This is a genomic window from Pseudescherichia sp. AS216 (assembly GCF_037152055.1).
Classification (GTDB): Bacteria; Pseudomonadota; Gammaproteobacteria; order Enterobacterales; family Enterobacteriaceae; genus Pseudescherichia.
In genome coordinates this window covers 337,721-360,146 of sequence record NZ_JBBCMV010000004.1, presented here as the reverse complement: position 1 = coordinate 360,146, position 22,426 = coordinate 337,721, and the positions used below count along the sequence as shown (strand labels likewise).

At 53.1% G+C, this 22,426-nt stretch carries 16 protein-coding genes and 1 pseudogene; 10 read left to right on the top strand and 7 right to left on the bottom strand.

The features are described from left to right. The first annotated feature begins 28 nt into the window (after positions 1-28). Positions 29-1,165: an alpha-hydroxy acid oxidase gene (locus tag WFN61_RS14555; protein ID WP_312926821.1), complete on the top strand. Its 1,137-nt coding sequence runs from the start codon at positions 29-31 to the stop codon at positions 1,163-1,165. Positions 1,166-1,190: 25 nt separating this feature from the next. Here WFN61_RS14555 and WFN61_RS14550 read toward each other — a convergent pair whose 3' ends face one another. Continuing rightward, a complete protein-coding gene (locus tag WFN61_RS14550; protein WP_312282284.1) occupies positions 1,191-1,496 on the bottom strand; it encodes a hypothetical protein in 306 nt (101 codons plus the stop codon). A 79-nt stretch (positions 1,497-1,575) separates the two neighbouring features. On the opposite strand from WFN61_RS14550, the gene WFN61_RS14545 reads away from it, so the two are divergent. Continuing rightward, on the top strand, positions 1,576-1,932 hold the full coding sequence (locus tag WFN61_RS14545; protein ID WP_144815784.1) for an MmcQ/YjbR family DNA-binding protein: 357 nt from the start codon (positions 1,576-1,578) through the stop codon (positions 1,930-1,932). Positions 1,933-2,095: 163 nt separating this feature from the next. On the opposite strand, the gene WFN61_RS14540 is transcribed toward WFN61_RS14545, so the two are convergent. Together WFN61_RS14540 and WFN61_RS14535 are read right to left on the bottom strand one after the other, a co-directional pair. After that, on the bottom strand, positions 2,096-3,304 hold the full coding sequence (locus WFN61_RS14540) for a sugar efflux transporter (protein WP_337038861.1): 1,209 nt from the start codon (positions 3,302-3,304) through the stop codon (positions 2,096-2,098). A 221-nt stretch (positions 3,305-3,525) separates the two neighbouring features. Next, positions 3,526-4,524 (bottom strand): NAD(P)H-dependent flavin oxidoreductase, encoded by a 999-nt coding sequence (locus WFN61_RS14535; RefSeq protein ID WP_337038860.1) that lies wholly within the window; start codon positions 4,522-4,524, stop codon positions 3,526-3,528. A 12-nt stretch (positions 4,525-4,536) separates the two neighbouring features. Between WFN61_RS14535 and WFN61_RS14530 the strand changes: the two genes are divergently transcribed. The 7 genes from WFN61_RS14530 to WFN61_RS14500 all read left to right on the top strand — a co-directional run bounded on the left by WFN61_RS14530 (position 4,537) and on the right by WFN61_RS14500 (position 13,404). Continuing rightward, positions 4,537-5,454: a LysR family transcriptional regulator gene (locus WFN61_RS14530; protein ID WP_337038859.1), complete on the top strand. Its 918-nt coding sequence runs from the start codon at positions 4,537-4,539 to the stop codon at positions 5,452-5,454. 235 nt (positions 5,455-5,689) lie between these two features. Then, a complete protein-coding gene (locus WFN61_RS14525; RefSeq protein WP_312632986.1) occupies positions 5,690-6,295 on the top strand; it encodes a TetR/AcrR family transcriptional regulator in 606 nt (201 codons plus the stop codon). 68 nt (positions 6,296-6,363) lie between these two features. Continuing rightward, positions 6,364-7,473 carry an efflux RND transporter periplasmic adaptor subunit gene (locus tag WFN61_RS14520; RefSeq protein ID WP_337038858.1) on the top strand — a complete coding sequence of 370 codons (1,110 nt, stop codon included), beginning with the start codon at positions 6,364-6,366 and terminating at the stop codon, positions 7,471-7,473. Further along, on the top strand, positions 7,466-10,561 hold the full coding sequence (locus WFN61_RS14515; protein WP_337038857.1) for an efflux RND transporter permease subunit: 3,096 nt from the start codon (positions 7,466-7,468) through the stop codon (positions 10,559-10,561). Before WFN61_RS14520 ends, WFN61_RS14515 begins: the two co-directional genes overlap by 8 nt. Before the next feature lie 65 nt (positions 10,562-10,626). Next, positions 10,627-11,910: a beta-ketoacyl-ACP synthase II gene (fabF, locus tag WFN61_RS14510; RefSeq protein WP_312778700.1), complete on the top strand. Its 1,284-nt coding sequence runs from the start codon at positions 10,627-10,629 to the stop codon at positions 11,908-11,910. Between the two features lie 342 nt (positions 11,911-12,252). Beyond that, the gene (locus WFN61_RS14505) at positions 12,253-12,648 is read left to right on the top strand and encodes a VOC family protein (protein WP_337038890.1); all 396 of its coding nucleotides are present in this window, start codon (positions 12,253-12,255) and stop codon (positions 12,646-12,648) included. A 72-nt stretch (positions 12,649-12,720) separates the two neighbouring features. Further along, complete coding sequence (locus WFN61_RS14500) at positions 12,721-13,404, top strand: O-methyltransferase (protein ID WP_312778701.1); 684 nt, start codon at positions 12,721-12,723, stop codon at positions 13,402-13,404. Positions 13,405-13,576: 172 nt separating this feature from the next. On the opposite strand, the pseudogene WFN61_RS14495 reads toward WFN61_RS14500, so the two are convergent. Further along, a pseudogene (locus tag WFN61_RS14495) lies at positions 13,577-13,937 on the bottom strand (ISNCY family transposase); the annotation flags it as partial. A gap of 259 nt (positions 13,938-14,196) precedes the next feature. Between WFN61_RS14495 and WFN61_RS14490 the strand changes: the two are divergent. Beyond that, entirely contained in the window at positions 14,197-14,820 is a 624-nt protein-coding gene (locus tag WFN61_RS14490) for an NUDIX hydrolase (RefSeq protein ID WP_337038856.1), read from the top strand. A 60-nt stretch (positions 14,821-14,880) separates the two neighbouring features. Here WFN61_RS14490 and WFN61_RS14485 read toward each other — a convergent pair whose 3' ends face one another. The 3 genes from WFN61_RS14485 to nirB form a co-directional block, all read right to left on the bottom strand. Continuing rightward, complete coding sequence (locus WFN61_RS14485) at positions 14,881-15,630, bottom strand: YoaK family protein (protein WP_144815761.1); 750 nt, start codon at positions 15,628-15,630, stop codon at positions 14,881-14,883. Positions 15,631-15,694: 64 nt separating this feature from the next. Then, positions 15,695-18,349, bottom strand: coding sequence for a nitrate reductase (locus tag WFN61_RS14480; RefSeq protein ID WP_337038855.1), 2,655 nt, complete (start codon positions 18,347-18,349; stop codon positions 15,695-15,697). Beyond that, the gene (nirB, locus tag WFN61_RS14475; protein ID WP_337038854.1) at positions 18,346-22,419 is read right to left on the bottom strand and encodes a nitrite reductase large subunit NirB; all 4,074 of its coding nucleotides are present in this window, start codon (positions 22,417-22,419) and stop codon (positions 18,346-18,348) included. The genes WFN61_RS14480 and nirB overlap by 4 nt, the downstream gene beginning before the upstream one ends. Between the last annotated feature and the right edge of the window lie 7 nt (positions 22,420-22,426).

Here is a 22,426-nt window from a genome sequence, read left to right as displayed (position 1 = left end):
TATTTAGCTTTTTTATGGGATAACGGCTATGACCATAACCTGCATCGAAGAGTTACGGCAGCTGGCGCGTAAGCGGGTGCCAAAAATGTTTTACGACTATGTGGATGCAGGTTCGTGGACCGAATATAGCTATCGCGCCAACGAAGCTGATTTAGGACGTCTTGAATTTCGCCAGCGCGTGGCGGTCGATATTACTGAACGCAGCACCGCCAGCGAGATGCTCGGCCAGGCCGTGGCGATGCCGGTGGCGATTGCGCCCACTGGCTTAACCGGCATGATCCATCCTGATGGTGAAATTCTTGCGGCGCGCGCGGCTAAAAAATTTGGCGTTCCTTTTACACTCTCCACGATGAGTATTTGTTCTATTGAAGCGGTGGCGCAGGCAACGGATTACCATCCATTCTGGTTCCAGCTTTACGTCATGCGCGATCGCCAGTTCGTCGCGAACCTTATCGACCGCGCAAAAGCGGCAAATTGCGGCGCGCTGGTCGTCACCATGGATTTACAGGTGTTTGGTCAGCGCCATAAAGACATTAAAAATGGCCTGTCGACGCCGCCGAAAATGACGCTGCGCAACCTGCTTAATATTGCCGGTAAACCGCGCTGGTGTCGCAGTATGCTCGCCACGCGTAACCGTAACTTCGGCAATATCATTGGCCACGCCAGCGGCGTTGATAATATCGACGCGATGGTGGAGTGGACGGCCCGGCAGTTCGACCCGCGGCTCTCCTGGCAGGATATTGAGTGGATAAAGCAGCGCTGGGGCGGCAAGCTTGTGGTAAAAGGCATTATGGACGCCGAGGATGCACGTCTGGCGGTGGAGGCGGGCGCGGATGCGCTGATCGTCTCCAATCACGGCGGGCGTCAGCTGGATGGCGTATCGTCATCGATTACAGTATTGCCGGAGATCGTCGCCGCGGTAGGCGATCGCATTGAAGTGCATTTTGACGGCGGGATACGTTCCGGGCAGGATGTACTCAAGGCGATTGCGCTGGGCGCAAAAGGAGCCTATATCGGACGCAGCATGCTGTATGGATTAGGGGCGCTGGGCGAGGAGGGCGTCACAATGGCGCTCAACATCATTCGTAATGAGTTCGATTTGTCGATGGCGTTCTGCGGCAAGACGCGTGTCGCATCGATTAATGGCGAGATCCTGCGGCGTTGAGTGTTGTTGGTAATGACGGTGCTGTTCAGATATACCAGCCCTGGCAAAAATCAAACACCCTCTGGCAGATGCGTTTAGCGCGCGCAAGGGATCTTTCTAACAGGATTGCATAGCGGGGGCGTTCAACGGGCTCTGGTATAAGAATGCCTTTTGCTTGTAGTGCCTGCCACGCAGAGAGTCGCACAGCATAGACGAAGTCATGCTGTGCAAGATGTTTCAGCGCCAATACGCTGCGTTCATCCTCACAACGGGATAAACTCGCGATCAGTCGCAGGCGTTTATTAAAATCGGTTTTATCTTTCACTAAAATGTCTAACTCGGCATCCGTCATCTCATCGTCCTATAATGAGCACATCTAGCTCATCCGATATACATACTCATATATAAACCTAATTAACAGAAGAAAATTGATGAAAAGAGAGACGCTGTTCAAACATGCCCGTGAGCATTACCACGCCGAGCCAGAGTATCTTTGGAGCAATCTTCCGGGCTATGCCGTTCTCCGGCATCACGACGGGAAGAAGTGGTTCGGAATAGTTATGAACGTGCCAGGTACGAAGCTGGGTCTTAAAACAGAAGCGGACGTTGACGTACTAGAGGTCAAGATCAGACCCGAACACATCGGTTCTCTTAGAAAAAAAGAGGGCATTTTACCTGCTTATCACATGAACAAAGAGCACTGGATAAGCATTGTTCTCTCCGGTCCGTTATCCCCAAAGGAAATACACGATCTTTTATCTGAAAGCCACAAACTGACCACAGGATGAATGACAACGGCCAAACGCGGACGTTACATAAACGGAGCGAGGCAGTCCGCAACCGCTGCGAACTGTCTCTACTTTGTGCCAGAAGCGGACATTGAATTAATGAGAATAAAATCGGAACAACAGCGCCGGTTAATCGTGTTTGTACGTATATTTATGAGCAGTCTCAGCCCATTGGTGAACTGTTTTTTGTAGAGTGATTTCTCTTTATGCAGAGCATTAGCAAAGCAGCACAACACACTGATAACAATGGAACAAGCAGCGTCATTTTAAACCCTGCTACTTGCGCCATCAGACCGGCAATACCATTGCCTGACATCATGCCTGTGCGCATGGCATTGGAGTGAAACGCTGATGCGAAGCCGCTACGTTCAGGCAACGCGTCCTGGATAAGAGAAATGCCTAAGCCGACAAAAATACCAAAGAATAATCCGTTGAAAAGCTGCAGCACAATCAGTTCGGTCATGTTAGTGGCCAGCTGAAGCAGGCTGTAATAGACGGCAGCAAAGAGAAATCCGACCATAATCAGTGGCTCTTTCCCTGTTTTCTCTGCCAGATGAGCTGAGGCAAGCATCACGGGAATCTCCATTATCGCGGTTGCACCCAGCAGAAAGCCCGGAAACGAAGCGGGTAAATTAAGCTCGTGTACCAGGTAGAGCGGCATAATGGTCAGGTACATGTTATTGGATAAATTTGCCAGCATCATTACTGCGCCCAGTGCCCAAATCATACCCGTGATAGGGGCTTTACCGGCTTGAGTTGTTTCTGTTCTGCCTGTACTGACAGTTTTTTTATCCTTCGAAAGCAGAAACTGGCTTGCAAGTAAGGTTATGGCTGCAAGCAGGGCTGAGGCCAGAAAATTAAAGGTGAAGCCAAATCGGTCGGCGAAGACAAATGCCAGAGCCGGTCCGGCAATCCATACAATTGACACGCCTGAACGCATTTGCGTATTGAGTCGCGTAGCGTTAAGCCCTGCCGTTAGTGAATGCTTTCGGATCATCGACAGGAGTAACGGGATAGATGCATTGCCTGGCCCCATCAAGAAAATGCCGATGGCCAGAGCCTCGACAGGTTCACGACAGAAACTGAAGGCTAAACCCGCCAGAAAAAGAGACGTAACAGAAATCATGAAAAGTTGCCTGACTGGATGTCCCTTATCTGCAAGAGATCCCATCAGCTGGCTGAAAAACAATCCTGACAGGGCAAACCCCAGGCTGTAGAAAGTGATAAAAATCGGGCTGGCATGTAACCCGTTTATTAAAAAAAGACTCATTACAGGCAATACGAAGGCGTATGAAATGGCGGTCATTACGTTTATGAGGAACAGCCGCCCAGTGATTCCGGAAAAAAAAGCCATAAATAACAACATCTCCATGTAAGGTAATCTTCTTTTTAACACGGAAACGTCTCAGGATAATGCACTATTTCACTTCATATGAGATATGATGGTTTTGGGCTCTTAGAGCTTCGTCAGAAGAGTTGTGTCCAGCTCCTGAGATATGCTGACTGAATGTCCGCCCCTCGCTCAAAGCGGACATTCAGGTCGATAGCCTCCTAACCAGAAGCGTACATAGTGTTATAAATAGTGTGTCTCTTTTAAAAGTCCTGCATAAGGTCTGAAACAATTTCTGCTGCCGGACGAATCGATTTAATCACGGAAATACCCGTGCCGGTTGAAACAACGCCCTGGTCAAAATTACCAAGCCTCATGGCCTGCCACAGTGAGTGATAACCGTTCATCGCCTTAAACATGGTTTCACGATCCGTATTCTGCGCGTCTAACTCTGCCAGCATCGGACTCAGATCGGTGGGTAAGCTACGGTAATAAGCTGGCAGCGTACGGAACAGCAGCAGATCCTCAGCCGTGGAATCGACAATCAGACGTTTAACTTTTTCAGCTGCAGGGTTTTCGACAGCAGTCAAAAAAAGGCTGCCTGCATATACTCCTTCGGCCCCCAAAGCCAATGCGGCCCGCACGCCGCGAACATCACCTATACCGCCTGCTGCAATGACCGGAACGTTCACACTATCAACGATCATGGGAACAATGCTGAATGTACCAATCACCCGGGAGGGGACAGTGCCTCCCTCGTCAAAACCGGTGGCGATGATGATGTCGGCCCCTAATTTTTCTGCCTCTTTTGAATTAGCGAGCGTGGGCGTCAGCGCGCGGTAAAGCGTTTTTATGCTGTGGCATTTAAAGAAAGCAAATATTTCAGCGTCCAGCACTTCATTGATAAGCACCACTTCCACGCCTTCTTCAACCAACATTTCCGCAGTAGGCCGCCAGAAACTCATATCCGGACCGTTAATCAGGGTCGCGGCAAAGGGTTTATTCGTCAGTTTTTTAACTTTTCGAATCTCCTCCCGCATACGATCCAGCGCCACAAAACGCGATCCAGGCAGGCTTTCCTGACCGGCGTGGGGCCCCAGCGTGCCAAGCGCGCCAGAGTTTGAAACCGCAGCAACCAGCTCTGCATTAGTCAGAAAATATAAGGGGGCCTGTATAAGGGGATAGCGAACGTTTAAGATTTTGGCAACTCGGTTGTTCATTTTTAAACTCGCAGAAAATAGCAAAGAAAAAATTTTAGTCATTTGAAAAATGGAATGGAATCACTAAAAATTGAAATATACTTCCCAATAATGGAAAGAATGATGGATTTTAACGCCACGAAATTGTTCATCGAGGTGATGAATGCCGGAAGCCTCTCTGCGGCAAGTGAAAGAACAGGGGTACCGATCTCCACCTTAAGTCGGAAAGTCAATGAGCTTGAACAGTCATTAAACGTGCAGCTCCTGGAACGCTCACGGCACGGCGTGAAACCCACCTATAAAGGGCAACTATTTTTTGAGCAGGCCCGTCTGGGTATTGAGCTACTTGAGGATGCACAAAAGTCCGTCACTTCTGTTCACACATTACAGGGCAAACTGCGTCTGTCTGTGCCACCTAATTTCTCACTATGGTGGGATTTTCTGATCGAATTTCAGCAACGCTATCCCGACATCACCGTATTTTGTCATTCCAGCGAAAGGGTGGTTGATTTGTTCGCAGACGGTGTGGACGTGGCGCTGAGAATGGGTGACTTGAATACGGATGACGTCATTGCTAAACCTCTTAAGCCACTGGAAACGTTGTTTGTTGCAAGCCCTGAATTACTAACGCGTCACGGTACGCCTGAAACACTGGCAGAAATGGCCCGTCTGCCGGTTGCTGCCTGGGAGAGCCTGACTCATGGTCTTTTTGAATGGGATTCTGGAACCGAAAAAGTTAAATACGAGCCCATCTTTACCACTAATAATTCTCAGGGCTTAATTCATTATGCCCTTAGTGGTAAGGCCATTACTCAGCTGTTGGATTTTTCAGCCAGACCCTGGCTGGAAAGCGGTGAACTGATACAACTTTTACCTGGAATAGCCACGCAGAAAATTCCGCTACACCTTGTCTACGCGCGTCATAAATATCCCTCAAACCTTGTGCGGGCGTATCTGGATTTTTGTTCAGCGTGGGTGGAAAAGCTGAAGTAGCACTATGACGATGATGTCCGCTTCTCGTTCAAAGCAGACATGATGATGGTCTGGAATGGTCTGGCCCGACGGTGCAGAGAGTGATGAGCAGAGAGCTCATTAATCCGGCTATGTTTCGTTTAGATACCATTCCGTACTGTTGACTTGAGAAATACGCTTACTAACTTATGACCACATTGTATAATGGTCACAAGATTATCAATTAAGTTTACTGTTTACACGGAGGAATATTTTCATGCCGATCCAGGACGAAACCAGAGGACCTGCAGAACACAGCGTCAGGGAGCAGATTGTACAGGCTGCTACTGAATATTTTGGCCACTATGGATATGAAAAAACCACCGTTGCCGATCTGGCTAAATCAATAGGATTTTCAAAGGCCTACATCTATAAATTCTTTAACTCCAAACAGGCAATTGGAGAAGTGATCTGCACCAACAGACTGCGGATGATCATGGATATTGTTGAAGCCAACATTGCCGGTTCGACCTCATCGTCAGAAAAATTAAGAGTGCTGTTCAGAGCGGTGATTGATGCAAGCAGCGACCTGTTTTTCTATGACAGAAAACTGTATGACATTGCCGCAGCGGCAAGCGTGGAGCAGTGGTCTTCTGCTGTTAACTATACGAATAAATTAAAGAAAATAGTTGCAGATATCATTAATGAAGGGCGCTTAAACGGTGAGTTTGAAAGGCGTTCACCACTCGATGAAACTGTGGATGCTATTTTTCTGGTTCTTCTCCCGTACATCAATCCGGTTCAACTGCAGTACAACCTGGATGTCGCGCCTCAAGCTGCACAACAGCTCCCGTCACTGATATTAAGAAGTCTGATGCCATGATGTGACCATTGACTAAATTGGTCACTTGAAAGAATATTGGGTTTTCTGCCTCTCTTAAAAGGGAACCTATGTTTCGGGTAAAGTTACTTCCAGTTGCTGTGGGTCTGATGAGCCTGTCCATTACCGCCTGCGGCGATTCAGCTCAAACTGAAGATCCCAGAACAAAGCCACCACTCGTCAGAGTGACCAGTGTTCAGAGCGCCTCAAATACTTCGCTAGCTTTTACGGGTACTGTCGCATCACGCGTTGAAAGTGATTTAGGCTTCCGTGTAGCCGGGAAAATTCAGGAACGTCTTGTCAATCAGGGACAGAACGTCAAAGCGGGACAGCCGCTTATGCTGATCGATCCTGAAGATTTAGGTTTGCAGGCAAGGGCTCAGGAACAAGCCGTTGCTGCAGCTAAAGCGCGTGCAAATCAAACCGCTGAAGATGAACGTCGCTACAGAAATCTGGTAAGTACCGGTGCGATCTCAGCTTCAGCGTATGGCCAGGTCAAAGCTCAGGCGGCAACGGCACAGGCTGACTTAAGAGCGGCGATTGCACAGGCTAACGTTGCCAGAAATGCTACAAACTACGCGGTGCTCAGGGCTGATGCTGACGGGACGGTGATGGATACCCTGGCTGAACCCGGACAGGTGGTATCTGCGGGGCAAACGGTCGTCAGGCTTGCCCATGCAGGTCAAAGGGAAGCGGTAATCAGTTTACCGGAAACGCTGCGTCCGAAAACTGGCAGTGTAGCCACGGCCAGTCTGTATGGCGATCCCCGTACCGCTGTGAAAGCCACTCTCAGACAGTTATCTGATTCAGCAGATCCTCTTACCCGAACTTTTGAAGCGCGATATGTGCTTGACTCCCCACTTTCGCTGGCCCCTCTGGGCAGTACTGTCTCTGTCAAAATTCATGAAGAGAATTCAGCTCAGGGGATCACTGTTCCAACCGGGGCTATTCATGACGTAGGCAACGGGCCGGGCGTATGGCGGGTAGGGGGTAAGCCTGCGAAAGTAGCCTGGACGCCGGTAAAAATTGTCACTCTTGGCAGCGAGTCGGTCGTCGTGAGTGGTGCGTTGGAACCCGATAGCCAGATAGTTGCGCTGGGGGCTCATCTTTTACATGACGGTGAACAGGTTCGCCCTCTGATTATTTCAGAGCCGGGTGTGAAGGAGACGGCAAATGAGTGAAAACCGCTTTAATCTTTCCGCTCTGGCCGTTCGTGAAAAGTCGGTAACCTTATTCCTGATCCTGCTTATCACCGTTGCCGGCATTATCGCCTTCCTCAAGCTGGGAAGGGCTGAGGATCCCCCGTTCACTGTGAAGCAGTTCACGGTCATTACGGCATGGCCAGGGGCGACAGCACAGGAAATGCAGAACCTGGTTGCTGAGCCCATTGAAAAGCGTATGCAGGAGCTGGACTGGTACGATCGTACTGAAACCTATACCAGACCAGGCCTGGCATTCAGCACGGTTTCTCTCAAGGACAGCACGCCGCCCTCCGTTGTTCAGGAGGAGTTTTACCAGGCACGTAAGAAGATCGGCGATGAAACAAGGAATCTTCCTGCCGGTGTCATTGGGCCGATGGTCAATGATGAATTCTCTGATGTCACATTTGCTATCTTCGCGTTTAAGGCCAGGGGGGAGCCTGAACGCCTGCTTGTCCGTGATGCAGAAAAACTGCGCCAGCAGCTGTTACACGTTCCCGGCGTCAAGAAAGTGAACATCATCGGGGAACAGTCCGAACGCATTTTTGTTTCCTTCTCTCATGAAAGGCTGGCAACGCTTGGCATATCCCCGGACACCATCTTCTCAGCGCTGAATAACCAGAACGTACTGACACCCTCCGGCTCTATTGATACGTCAGGCTCACAGGTGTTTTTACGTCTCGAAGGGGCGTTTGACGAGCTGTCTAAAATCCGGGAAACCCCGGTGGTCGTAAATGGTAAAACGCTCAAATTATCTGATATCGCGGAAGTTGAACGCGGATATGAAGATCCTGCGACGTTCCAGGTTCGCAATAACGGCGAACCCGCTCTACTGTTGGGCGTGATCATGAAAGATGGCTGGAACGGGCTTGATCTCGGGAAAGCACTTGATGATGAATCCCAAAAAATGAGCGAAACGCTCCCGTTAGGCATGACATTCACAAAGGTAACGGATCAGTCAGTGAATATCAGTGCAGCCGTCGATGAGTTTATGCTGAAATTTTTCGCAGCGTTACTGGTGGTGATGGTTGTGTGTTTTGTCAGTATGGGCTGGCGCGTCGGCATTGTGGTTGCTGCTGCAGTACCGCTGACACTTGCCGTTGTTTTCATCATTATGGCGTCCACAGGGAAGAACTTTGATCGAATTACTCTGGGCTCGCTTATCCTCGCCCTGGGTTTGTTGGTGGATGACGCTATCATCGCGATAGAGATGATGGTCGTAAAAATGGAGGAGGGATACAGCCGCGTAAAAGCCTCTGCCTATGCCTGGAGCCATACAGCCGCTCCGATGTTATCCGGAACGCTGGTAACCGCCATCGGTTTTATGCCAAATGGTTTCGCCCCTTCGACTGCGGGTGAGTACACCAGCAATATGTTCTGGATTGTCGGTATAGCCCTGATTGCATCATGGGTTGTCGCCGTGGTGTTCACCCCGTACTTGGGTGTCAAACTTTTGCCGGAATTGAAAAAGGTAGAAGGGGGACATGCTGCAATCTATAACACCAAAAATTACAACCGGTTCAGAAATATTCTGGCAAAAGTGATTACCCGAAAATGGGTCGTCGCTGGGATTGTTATAGGTTCATTTGCCTTAGCCGTAGTCGGTATGGGGCTTGTTAACAAACAGTTCTTCCCGATATCTGACCGACCGGAAGTCCTTGTTGAAATCCAGATGCCATACGGCACCTCTATCGAGAGTACCACCCGGACTGCGGTAAAAGTTGAAAGCTGGCTGAGGGAACAAAAAGAAAGTAGCGAAGTGACCTCTTACATCGGGCAGGGCGCACCACGTTTTTATCTGGCTATGGCACCGGAGTTACCCGATCCTTCCTTTGCTAAAATCGTTGTCCTGACAGCAGATCCAACCGAGCGGGAAGAGCTCAAGTTACGTTTACGACAGGCTATCAGTGACGGTCTTGCTCCTGAAGCGCAGGTACGCGTTACGCAGCTGGTATTTGGACCCTATACGCCATATCCCGTCGCGTTCAGGGTCATGGGACCCGATCCTGCAGTTCTTCGTGATATCTCAGCGAAAGTTAAGGGCGTCATGGAGAAAAATCCAATGATGAGAACCGTTAATACCGACTGGGGTACCCGGGTTCCGTCATTACGATTTGTTCTTGACCAGAACCGGCTCAATGCCGTCGGCTTAAGCACCGCGGCAGTTTCTCAACAACTGCAGTTCCTGCTCTCTGGCGCACCGATTACGGAGGTACGGGAAGATATCCGTTCAGTGCAGATCACAGGCAGAGCGCTGGGTAACGTACGGACCGATCCCGCGCAAATTTCATCATTAACTCTGACCGGCGCCCAGGGGCAGCGAATTCCGTTATCTCAGATCGGAGAAGTAGAGGTGGTGATGGAGGATCCTGTGGTCCGACGTCGTGACAGAACGCCTGTCATTACTGTTCGCGGTGATATTGCCGAAGGGCTTCAGCCCCCGGATGTTTCTGTCGCGGTTCTGAAGAAGCTACAGCCTGTGATAGAGGGGCTTCCTGCCGGCTACCGGATTGAAATGGCGGGATCCATTGAGGAATCGGCTAAAGCCAGCAATGCCATGGTACCGCTATTCCCGATAATGATTGCGCTGACGCTGCTCATCATCATCCTGCAGGTGAGATCGATTGCCGCCATGATCATGGTTTTTGCTACCAGTCCTCTGGGTCTGATAGGCGTGGTGCCAACGTTACTGCTGTTCAATCAGCCATTCGGTATCAATGCGCTTGTTGGCCTGGTCGCGCTATCAGGAATACTGATGCGTAACACACTGATACTGATCGGGCAAATTCATCATAATGAGAAAGAAGGGCTCGATCCCTACCATGCGGTTATCGAAGCGACGGTGCAGCGTTCACGTCCGGTACTTTTGACAGCACTTGCAGCCGTTCTGGCCTTCATGCCCCTGACTCACTCTGTGTTCTGGGGGACCCTGGCCTACACGCTCATCGGCGGCACGATTGGTGGAACAGTCATGACGCTGGTCTTCCTGCCAGCAATGTATTCCATATGGTTCAAAATCAAACCGCGTCCTGATGAAGGGAATGTCGGGCAAGTGGCACCACGTTCCTGATATAAGCGGGGCGGTGTGATTCCGCCCTGAATAAAGCGACCCGCACGTACCTTCATGAGGTGTATATGAAAAAATCAACACGTAAAAGAATCGTTGTTACCGGTATGGGAATTGTTAGCCCACTCGGATGCGGTGTAGACCATGTCTGGAAGGGGCTTATAAACGGCTGTTCAGGAATCAGGCTGCTTCCTGAAGATATCACTGATGGTACCGGGGTTGCCGTCGGGGGGCTAGTACCGTTGGGCGAAAATGATATGGCAGGGCTCAATTCTGCGGCGTTAATTTCAGCCAAAGACCGAAAAAAAATGGACAGCTTTATTGAATATGCGCTGGTGGCGGCAGAGGAGGCTCTCTCTCAGGCAAACTGGTACCCGCAGGAAGAACAACAACGTATTCGTACCGCAACCGTAATCGCCACGGGAATAGGGGGATTTAGTTCGATGATGGAGGCTGTACGGACCACTGATTCGAGAGGCCCCAGGAGATTATCGCCTTTTACCGTCCCGTCTTTTTTACCCAACATGGCAGCGGGCAATATCTCCATCCATTATGGATTTAAGGGGCCATTGGGCGCCCCTGTAACGGCCTGTGCAGCGGGCGTTCAGGCTATTGGTGACGCCGCAAGGATGATAATAAGCGATGAAGCTGATATTGCCGTATGCGGTGGAGCTGAAGCCGCCCTGAACAGGGTGACCCTCGGTGGGTTTGCCGCTGCAAGAGCACTTTCGACGCGCTTTACCTCAGTTCCTCAATCAGCCTCGCGTCCTTTCGACGCAGACAGAGATGGATTTGTCATGGCTGACGGGGCTGGCATTCTCGTCATTGAGTCTCTGGAACATGCTTTAGCCAGGGGTGCTATACCTCTGGCAGAGCTGACGGGATATGGCACCAGTGCTGACGCGTATCATCTGACGGCCGGTCCGGATGACGGAAGCGGGGCGGCAAGAGCGATGACACAGGCAATGACTCAGGCCGGACTCAGACCAGACGAAATTCAGTATATCAATGCCCACGCAACATCAACACCAACCGGCGATCGGTGTGAAATTGCAGCGATAAAAAGTCTGTTTGGTGTGCGCGAATCCGTGGCGGTCAGTTCAACGAAATCAGCCACAGGTCATATGCTGGGCGCTGCCGGAGGCGTAGAAGCGATCTTCACGGTGCTCTCACTGATTAACCAGATGGCTCCGCCGACGCTGAACCTGTTTAGTCCGGATCCTGACGCGGACGGCATCGATTTTATCAGACATACAGCCCGCCATATGAAAATGAACAATGCCATGTCAAACGGGTTTGGATTCGGGGGCGTTAATGCCTCCCTTATTTTAAAACGATGGGATGGGATATAAAGAATTCTAGAAGGCGTTATTGGTCGAGTACACGTCATGTGGGGTAAGCTTTAAATATGCGCACCTAAACCTTTGTCAAAGCTAAGTTCAGATGTCCGGGGCAGGGCAAAGCTGAAATGTCCGCTTTGTGCCAGGAGCGGACATTTCAAACATCTGCATGCATTAATATTTGGAGAAGAGTTCTCACTGCATAGCAATGCAAATGCGCCAAAATCATCAGGCGCGTTTTTAAGGGTTTTGGACAAGAAAAGGTGCCGAAAAAGGCCCGTTCGCCGCAGAAATGCACTGCGGGGAGCTGCCAGGAAATGTTATGGTAAATCAGGATAAAAAATGGAGGTGTTTATGGTTCTGCAGCACATGAGGATAGCCAGACCTGTCAGCGCACTCAGTGAAAGCTGCGAAATGTACTGTAACGGGCTTGGATTAGATAAAATCGGCGATTTTACAGACCACGATGGATTCAGCGGCTATATGTTAGGACTGGAAGGCTTGTCCTGGCACCTTGAGTTTACCCAGTGCCATGATCATCCGGTGCGACCTTCACCCTCAAATGAAGATCTCCTGGTTCTTTACATTCCTGATAAAGGCAGTTGGCTAACCACCTGTAATAATATGGATGATGCTGGCTTCGCCAGAGTTAAATCATTCAATCCCTACTGGGATCGCGATGGCGTTACCTTCAAGGATATGGATGGATACAGGGTTGTTATCCAAAACATGCACTGGGACAAGCTCTGAGCCACAGTTCTTGACCGAGATATTATGTCTAATGTGGCCTAACATAGAGTGTTTAAGGAGAGTAAATTTCATATGCGAATTCCAGATTATCCTTCACAAGATTCTGATAAGTGGGCACAGGTAGATGCCTGGTTTTCTGAAAAGCTCGCTCCTGAGGATGTAGATTTAAAATACGCTCTCGCCAATAACACAGAACAGGGATTGCCCACACACGATGTCTCTGCTTTACAGGGAAAAATGCTGGCGATTTTCATTCAAATGTCGCGTGCCGTCCGTGTTCTTGAAATAGGCACGCTTGGGGGCTATAGCACCTTATGGATGGCCCGGGCTCTCCCACCACATGGAAGCGTAACGACAATTGAATTCAACGAGCACCATGCAGAGGTTGCTCGCCAGAATATAAACAAAGCGGGGCTGGCTGAGCGTGTCACATTGCATAGAGGAGCCGCACTTGATGTCTTACCCACACTTGATGCTCCCTTTGACCTGATTTTTATCGATGCCGATAAAGTGAATAACCCCCACTATCTTGAATGGGCTATTAAACTGTCGAAAAAAGGCACTGTTATCGTAGGAGATAACACTGTGCGCGGTGGCAGTGTAATCGACTCCAGTAGTGAAGATCCGAACGTTAAAGGTCTGCGAGAATTTGTCGAAATGATTTCTGAGGATGAGCGCCTTGAAGCGACAGCAGTACAGACTGTTGGTGAAAAAGGATGGGATGGTTTCGTCATGGCTATCGTTAAAGCCCGATGATGATATTTATCATCAGGAAAAACTCATTAATCGCCAGCTTTTAGTCACAATTTCTAAATGATTATCAAAGCTGTGCTGCTCATAATGTCTATGAGTTATATCCAAAATGTCCGCTTCTCGCTCAAAGCGGACGTTAGGTACCACAGCATTGCTGTTTATCATGGTATTCAAGTCATTTTCTCGGGCCAAAAATTTCTCCAGAACGTGATTGCAGCGTTTTCAATGCTTCCGGCATATCGTCGCCATTCAGAGAACGTTGTGATTTTTTTTGTGGGTTTTCTGCGCCGAAGTGAGGGTCCATCACCGGCTGGGATTGACTGTGAAGGATTGTTATCGCGTTTATCCTGAACCAGCTTGATAAATTCGAGTGTGCGTCCGAGGCGCATGTTATTGACGATAGCTCTCTGGTCGATTTCTGAAAGGCGATCATAAGTGGAGTAGGGAAGAGCAGTCCCATTAAGCCGGAGCTCTTTCCGGCCATCCGGGTAATGCCAGACCTCGATACATTACCCAATAGCCCTACGGCCTAACTCAATAGTGAAAAACTCCGCTGCATGAGCCGTCATCAGGATCCCTCAGCCCAAGGCGGACGTTACAACTTTGCCGCTACAATCTTAGTGCGCATAATGTATATTATGTTAAATAAGATGTAGGAAACTGTCTGCCATCTTACCTACGGCGACTTATACATAAGAACCAGCGCTCTTCCCCTTCTCTTCGGTAACACAACACGACTATCATTTCCTTCTTCTAACCCCGAACAACCATAACGACAAACCAGAGGAAAGCTCGATGCCAGACGATTTAAAGGTTGTTGAAATCATCGATCTTGCTAAAAAACTCAATGCCATCGCCCAGACCGGCCTCACTTATGCAAAAGATGTTTTCGATCGCGAGCGCTATGAAACCCTTCAGCAGTTGGCCGTTGAGTTAATCGGCTCCCGCTTCGACATTGACGCTAAGAACTGGAATCACGTTTCTGAAGTTGGTTACGCAACGCCGAAAACGGACGTTCGTGCATTTATCCTCCGCGAGGGGAAAATTCTAATGGTTCGCGAAGCTGACGATGGATTGTGGAGTTTACCCGGCGGTTGGGCAGACGTCGGCGATACGCCGTCTGTGGCCGTGAGCCGGGAAGTTAAAGAAGAAACTGGACTCAGCGTAAACGTGACAAAACTGCTGGGCGTATGGGATCGCAATCTTCATGGCCATCCACCCTACCCCTGGCATGTTTACAAGCTTATCTTCCTGTGCGAAGAGATCGGTGGAAGTCTGGCCTTAAGCCACGAATCTACCGACATTGGCTTTTTTGATATTAACGCGCTGCCGGAGCTGTCGCTGACAAGGATCGTTCCTGAACAGATAGAAGTGAGCATGGAAATCGCTATGTCCGAGCGTCCCACCTGGTTCGACTAAGGGTATGCACGGGCATTGGCTGTAGGTCGGGCAAGCGAAACGCCGCCCGACATTTACCTATTAGGATACCCCACGCATCGCTGCACGTACTTTCCTCACCCGTACGCTAACGCTAATAATCGACAGCGCAGCAATCGCCATCAGCACTACGCCGACCGCCGACATAGCGGTAAAACCAAACCATCTGAACAGGAACAGGCCCGCAATACCGCCGGTCAGAAACGAGAAAATCGTGGTGAGATGGGTCTTGAGCTGACTTTTCTGCGCGGCGCTATCTTTGGAGTAATCCCGGCGCAGCATGGCTGCCAGCACTGACGCCAGCGAGATCCCCGCATCGGTTAAGGTGCCGGTAATATGTGTCGATCTGACCCGGCCACTCGACAGCTGCGTAGACGTCGAGTTATGCAACCCCATCAGGCCGCAAAGAGTGACAACAATCTCCCGGTTCGATGAGAACGCATGAAAGTAGATCTCATACAGTGATATCCCGGTTAAAAAGAGCCCCTCGGCGAATAGGATCTGGCAGAAAATCAGCCGGCAGTTATGCACGATCCCCCACAGCACAATAATGCGGGCAAGCACCGCCCCGCAAACAAACGCTACAATAATAGCGCTGAAAAAAAGAACGTCCCGTAGGTCAGTATTAGACACTTCGCTGGAGAGCTGCGACGTGTTCCCGGTCATATGGGAGGGAAAGAAGCCGAAAGCACCAAGCGCGATGGCGTTTAGCAGGCCTGCCGCTGTGGCGAGCCACAGGGCCAGCTTGCGGTCCTCATTATGCGAGCGTGTTCTTTTCAGTTTAATCAGCAAAGATAACCTCCGGTTACCAACTTCAGCTAAATCATTAAGCTAGCAGAACAATGGCCTTGCACGATTAAGACATACCTGAATTGAAAGCGATCTGTTCAGCGAGGATCTTCTTTAGCTCCGGAATACAGGAGCCGCAGTTGGTCCCGCACTTAAGCTGCGCGCCGAGCTGCTGCACGCTAGTGCACCCCTGGCGCACGGCATCAGCAATCGTGAGTTCGCCTACCGCAAAACAGCTGCAGATCGCTGCCCCCGCTGAAGCCTTACCCTTTCCTGCTGTGCCGGACAGTAGCGCCAGACGCTGTGATGCAGTCTGTGGGGGCTGGCTGAATGCAGCCACTACCGCCTGGCGATCCACAGTAGTTCGATCCCGGTGAGCGTAAAACGCCAGCTGGAGTTCGCCGTCTGCCCATGCAAGGAGGTTAAATCCATTATCGCCGAGGTGGGCCGACTGGCAGATCCACTCCCCGGTAGCCGCGTACTCGTTAAGCCAGGCCAGCCAATCCTTCGGCGCAGAGGAGTCCGCCATGAGGTAGTGTGAGACGGCTGGTTGAGCGATCCGGCTCCAGTATGCCGTAGCGGGCGGCTTAAGATGGCTGCCGCGCATAAACAGTTCACCCTGCCATGCGGTAGCCCAGCGCCGCAGGCTGACCGGCATGTGTTTACTCTCCGGCTGCCCTGATAGCGGATCGGTATGCGCCTCAACCAGCGCATCTACCCTCGCCTGCTGGCTAAACTGGCTGTTCCAGTGCATCGGCACAAACACGCTGCCGCGGGGTTGCAGATTATCGGGCCTGGCGCGCAGCAGCAGCCAGCCGTGGGTGGATGAAACGCGCACCAGATCGCCGTCGTTAATGTTCGGCGCATCAGCGGGATGAAACTGACAAAACGGCTCGCTGATATGCTGCATCAGACGCGCGGATTTACCGGTGCGGGTCATGGTATGCCACTGATCGCGGATCCTGCCAGTGTTCATAATCAGGGGATAAACCGCCGATGGCTGATTGCGCGGCAGCCGGGGCGTAATGGCGATGAGCCGCGCTTTGCCATCAGGGTGAAAGAAACGCCCGTCGGTAAACAGTCGCTCCCTGCCCTGCGGATTTGCCGCGTTGACCGGCCACTGCACCGGGCGGAGTTCATCCCACTGCCGATCGGTAAGCTGCGCCAGGCCGCTGATATCAAATGCCCGCGAACCGTTATTCTCAAAACCGGACAGCGCCGCGTGCTCGCGAAATATCTCTGCCGGATGCTGATACGCAAACGCCTCGTCGAACCCTAGCCGCTGGGCGACCTGGCTTAAGATCCACCAGTCCGGCTTCGCCTCGCCCGGTGCAGGCAGAAACGCGCGCTGGCGCGAGATGCAACGTTCAGAGTTAGTGACGGTGCCATTTTTCTCGCCCCACGCCAGAGCCGGCAAAGAGATATGCGCTGCCTGGGTAGTATCGGTATCGCGCATGACGTCTGAGACAATGACCAGCGGACAGCGGGCCAGTCCGGCGCGAACCCGATCCGCATCCGGCAGTGAAACCAGCGGATTGGTGCCCATGATCCATACCGCCTTTATCTGCCCCGCTTCAATAGCGTGGAACAGCTCAACGGCATTAAGGCCTGCGCTTTTTGTGACGTTGTCACTCTTCCAGAAGCGTCCTAACCGGTCGATCTCTTCCAGAGTAAAGCCCATATGTGATGCCAGCTGGTTCGCCAGCCCGCCGACTTCCCGACCGCCCATGGCATTTGGCTGACCGGTTATCGAAAACGGACCGCAGCCTTTGCGCCCTACTTTGCCCGTCGCTAAATGCAGGTTAATGATAGCGTTACACTTGTCCACGCCCGAAGTGGACTGGTTAATACCCATTGAGTAGAGCGTGACCAGACGATCGCTGTCGGCAATCATCTGATAAAACGTCCGCAGCTGGGCCAGCGGCAATCCACAGACCGCAGCGGTGTGCTCTTCCGTCCAGTCACGCGCTGCCGCCAGTGTTTCATCGCTACCCTGGGTGTGACACGTGAGGAAGTTACTGTCCAGCAGGCCATGCTCTGCCATGGCGTTCAGCGCGCCGCAAAACAGGGCGGCGTCGCTGCCGGGACGCAGAGGCAGATGCAGATCGGCAATGTCGCAGGTGGCAGTCTGACGGGGATCGATGACGATGATGCGCATCTCCGGCCGCGCTTTTTTAGCCTGAACCAGCCGCTGATAGACCACCGGGTGCGCCCAGGCGGTATTCGAACCGGTCAGGATCACGCAGTCTGCCAGCTCCAGATCCCGATAGCTGCACGGTACCGCATCGGCCCCGAAAGCGCGTTTATAGCCCACCACCGCCGAGGCCATACACAGCCGCGAGTTGGTATCCATATTTCCCGCGCCGATAAAGCCTTTCATGAGCTTGTTCGCGACATAATAGTCCTCTGTCAGCAGTTGGCCCGAGCCGTAAAAGGCCACCGCCTGGGGACCATGATCGCGAATGATAGCCTGTAATCCCTGCGCGACGGCGTCTAAGGCCTGCGACCAGCTTACCGGCTGGCGGTTAATCTCAGGATGCAGCAGCCGCCCGTCCAGATCCAGCGTCTCTCCCAGGGCGCTGCCTTTCACACATAGCCGCCCGAGGTTGGCAGGATGCACGCCGTCGCCGCTGGCGGCAAACCCGTCTGAGTGGGGCTGCATCTTTACCCCGCAGCCGACGCCGCAGTAGGCGCAGGTGGTTGTGACCGTCGCGCTGCTCATAGGCTGACCGTCTCAATCATAGCCGCGGGCCGATCGATGTGGCTCACAGGCTGCTCCTGCACCCAGACGCGTCCGCCCTCTACTTTCACCGGCCAGACGCTCAGTGCGCTTTGCCCGTCGTCCACGCTGCGGCCGTCCTGCAAGCGGAACCGCTGCTTATACAGAGGAGAGATCACTACCGGCTCGCCCTTCACGTCCCCCAGCAGTCCACGCGCCAGCACGTTGGCATCGCTGTTCGGCTCATGGTTACTGAGGGCAAATACCTGCTGGGGATGATCCGGCAGATGAAACAGCGCTATCTGCTGGTTGCTTAGCCGAGCTGCCATACCGGCATTGGCCGGGATCTCACTCAGGTCACAGATCTCCACCCAGCCCTGCACCGTCCGTACTGGCTCATCGCGGTTAACAAAGGGTTTAAACAGCGCGAGGCGATCGGGAGCCGCCAGCGTGGTTTGCCATTCGCACTGGTAGGTCGCCACCACGGCCTCCATCTCGCTTTCGAGTTCGGCGGCGATACTCAGGCTATCCTCCAGTACCACCTGACGCAGGTAATCCATGCCTCCCTCAAGATTATCCATCCAGGTACTGGTGCGTTGCAGCCTGTCGGCGGTGCGAATATAGAACATCAGGAAGCGATCCACGATGCGGATCAGCGCCTCGGTGCTCAGGTCCTGGGCCAGCAGATCCGCATGTCGTGGTTTCATGCCGCCGTTGCCGCAGACGTAGAGGTTCCAGCCTTTGTCGGTGGCGATGACCCCCACGTCTTTGCTTTGCGCTTCCGCACACTCCCGGGTGCAGCCCGAAACGGCCATTTTAATTTTGTGCGGCGAGCGCAGCCCCTTGTAGCGATTCTCCAGCCGCAGCGCCAGGTCAGTAGAGTTCTGCACGCCGTAGCGGCACCAGTTAGAGCCAACGCAGGACTTCACCGTCCTCAGCGACTTGCCGTAGGCGTGGCCCGTTTCGAATCCCGCATCCACGAGCTGTTGCCAGATCTCCGGCAGTTGCTCCACCCGCGCACCAAAGAGATCGACCCGCTGCCCGCCGGTGATTTTGGTATAGAGGTTGTAGCGTTTGGCCACCTGGCCGATGGCGATCAGGCCGTCAGGCGTGATCTCTCCAGCCGGGATGCGCGGCACCACCGAATAGGTGCCATCTTTCTGGATATTGGCAAAGAAGCGATCGTTGGTGTCCTGGAGCGGGAGATGCTGCGGCTTGAGAAGATAATCATTCCAGCACGACGCCAGCACCGAAGCCACCAGCGGTTTACAGATCTCACACCCGTAGCCGTGGCCGTGTTTGTCGATCAGCTCATCGAAGCTGCGGATGTTGCCTACGCGCACCAGGTGATAGATCTCCTGCCGTGACCAGGCAAAATGTTCGCAGATATCTTTTTTTACCTCAACGCCCATTTCGCTCAGCGCGAACTCCATCACCTGTTTAGTCAGCGCCGCACAGCCGCCACAGCCGGTGGCCGCTTTGGTGCAGGACTTAATCGCGGCCATGTCACCGCAGCCCTCTTTCACGGCGTGGCAGATATCTGCTTTGCTGACGTTATGGCAGGAGCAAATTTGCGCCCCGTCCGGTAAGGCCGCGACGCCCAGCGCCTGGGGGGCACTGCCTGCACTGGCGGACAGAATTAGCCCCTCCGGGTTGGCGGGCAGCGCCATATCGTTGAGCATCATCTGTAACAGCGTGCTGTATTCGTTGCTGTCACCCACCAGCACCGCGCCCAGAAGACGCTTGCGGTCTGCAGATACCACAATTTTTTTATAGATCTCTGCCGGACCGTCCACCCAGCTATAGCTTTCACTCCCCGGCGTGCGGCCATGCGCGTCGCCTACCGAGGCCACCTCGACGCCAAGCAGTTTCAGCTTGGTACTCATATCCGCGCCCTTAAAGGCCGCCTCGTTGCCGGCAAGCGTCTCCGCCAGGGTACGCGCCATCTGATAACCCGGTGCCACTAGCCCGAAAATCTGCCCGTTCCACAGGGCGCACTCCCCGACGGCAAAGATAGCCGGATCGGAGGTGCGGCATTGATTATCGATCACAATCCCGCCGCGCGGTCCAACCTCCAGCCCGCACTCCCTGGCGAGCTGATCCCGTGGCCGGATCCCGGCGGAGAAGAGCACCAGATCGGTCTCCAGATGGCTGCCGTCGGCAAACACCATCCGGTAATGGCTGGTCTCCCCCGGAACAATCTCCCGCGTCTCTTTTCCGGTATGCACCTGCACGCCCAGCGCCTCGATCTTGCGACGCAGCATGGCCGCCCCGCCTTCGTCGAGCTGCACGCCCATCAGCCGTGGCGCGAACTCAACTACATGGGTTTGCAGACCGAGATGCTTCAGCGCGTTAGCGGCTTCCAGTCCAAGCAGGCCGCCGCCGACCACCACACCGACGCTGCCGTTCTCCGCGCAGGCCTGAATCGCCGCCAGATCGTCAATAGTGCGATAGACCAGACAGCCGGGTCTGTCGTTACCGGGGATTGGCGGCACAAAGGGATAGGATCCGGTCGCCAGAATCAGGGCGTCATAGCGGGTCTGCCGCCCCTGTTTGTCCACGACATACCGATGGTGGCGATCGATATGCTCAATACCGTTAGCGAGGCGCAGCTCAATACCGGTTGATTCAAAGAAGTCGCTCTCTACCATCGACAGCGACGCCGCACTGCGCCCGGAGAAGTATTCCGAGAGATGGACCCGATCGTAGGCCGGTCTATTCTCTTCGGCGAAGACGATAATCTGATAGCGAAGATGCAGTTCACGCTCGACCAGCTGTTGCAGAAGGTGGTGACCAACCATGCCGTGTCCGGCCATCACTAAAACGGGTTTTGACATAATAGTGCTCCTCGCTATCGTCGCGGATAACGGATCTTTCAAAGAAAGGGAATCAGGCGCGTCAGGCATAAACAGACTGGATTGAGAGTGACCCAGACGGGCGAGGTATTCCGGCCCGTCGCTAATGTCTCCCCACAGCAGTACGCCCTTTAGCTGATTGTTCTGGATAAGCAGACGCCGATAGTGGCCGTCAAAGGGATCAAAGGTGGAATGGATCTCCGCATCCTGCCCGCCGTGCAGCGCTCCGGCGCAGAAGAGATGGATACCGGTAACCTTGAGGCGCAGCGGTACGTCATGAACGGCAAGCGGTACGCTCACGCCGGCCAGCGTTGCCGCCAGCGTCTCCGCCTGCTGCCAGCACGGGGCCACCAGCCCAAAGGTCTGTTCACCTCTCTGACAGCATTCGCCAATGGCCGAGATGTGCGGATCGGAGGTTTGCTGTAGGTCATTAACCAGAATGCCGCGGGCGCACGCCAGTCCGGCGGACTGCGCCAGGGTAATATTGGGCCGCACGCCAGCGGCCACGATCGCCCGTCGGGCAGGAATAGCCCGTCCGTCGCGGAGCTTCACAGCCTGAAGATGTCCGCTTTCATCGGCGCTATAGGCTATCGTCTCCGCCTCCAGTACCGTTTCAATACCGCGGACACTCAATTTATCGCGCAGGAGATCTGCCGTATGCCGATCCAGGTGCTGATCCATCAGATGTGGCCCACGGTGGAGAAGCGTGACCCGCATACCGCGCAGCGCCAGCGCCGCCGCTGCCTCGACGCCAAGTACCCCGCCACCAATGACTACTGCCGGTTGCCCTGCGACCAGCGCGTGCAGAATGTTCTCCACGTCTTGCTGGTTGCGAAAGCCATAGATACCCGGCAGATCGCCACCCGGCATCGGCGGCATAAAAGGCAGCGAGCCGGTTGCGATTACCAGACGATCGTAGCCCAGCGGCCTGTCGTTAACCCATACGGTGCGGGCCTGACGGTCAATTGTCGTCACCGGGGATCCGCCGATCAGCGTGACGTTGTAACGCTCATACCATGCCTGGTCATGGGTAACGATCTCCGTAAAGCATTTCTCCCCCGCCAGCACCGGCGTAAGCATGATGCGGTTATAGGCGGGCTGCGCTTCATCACCGATAATCACTATCCGGTAGCGCGTGGGGGCCAGTTCGCATAGCTTTTCCACCAGCCGCACGCCCGCCATGCCATTGCCAATCACAACCAGGACAGGTTTATCCATTCTGCTT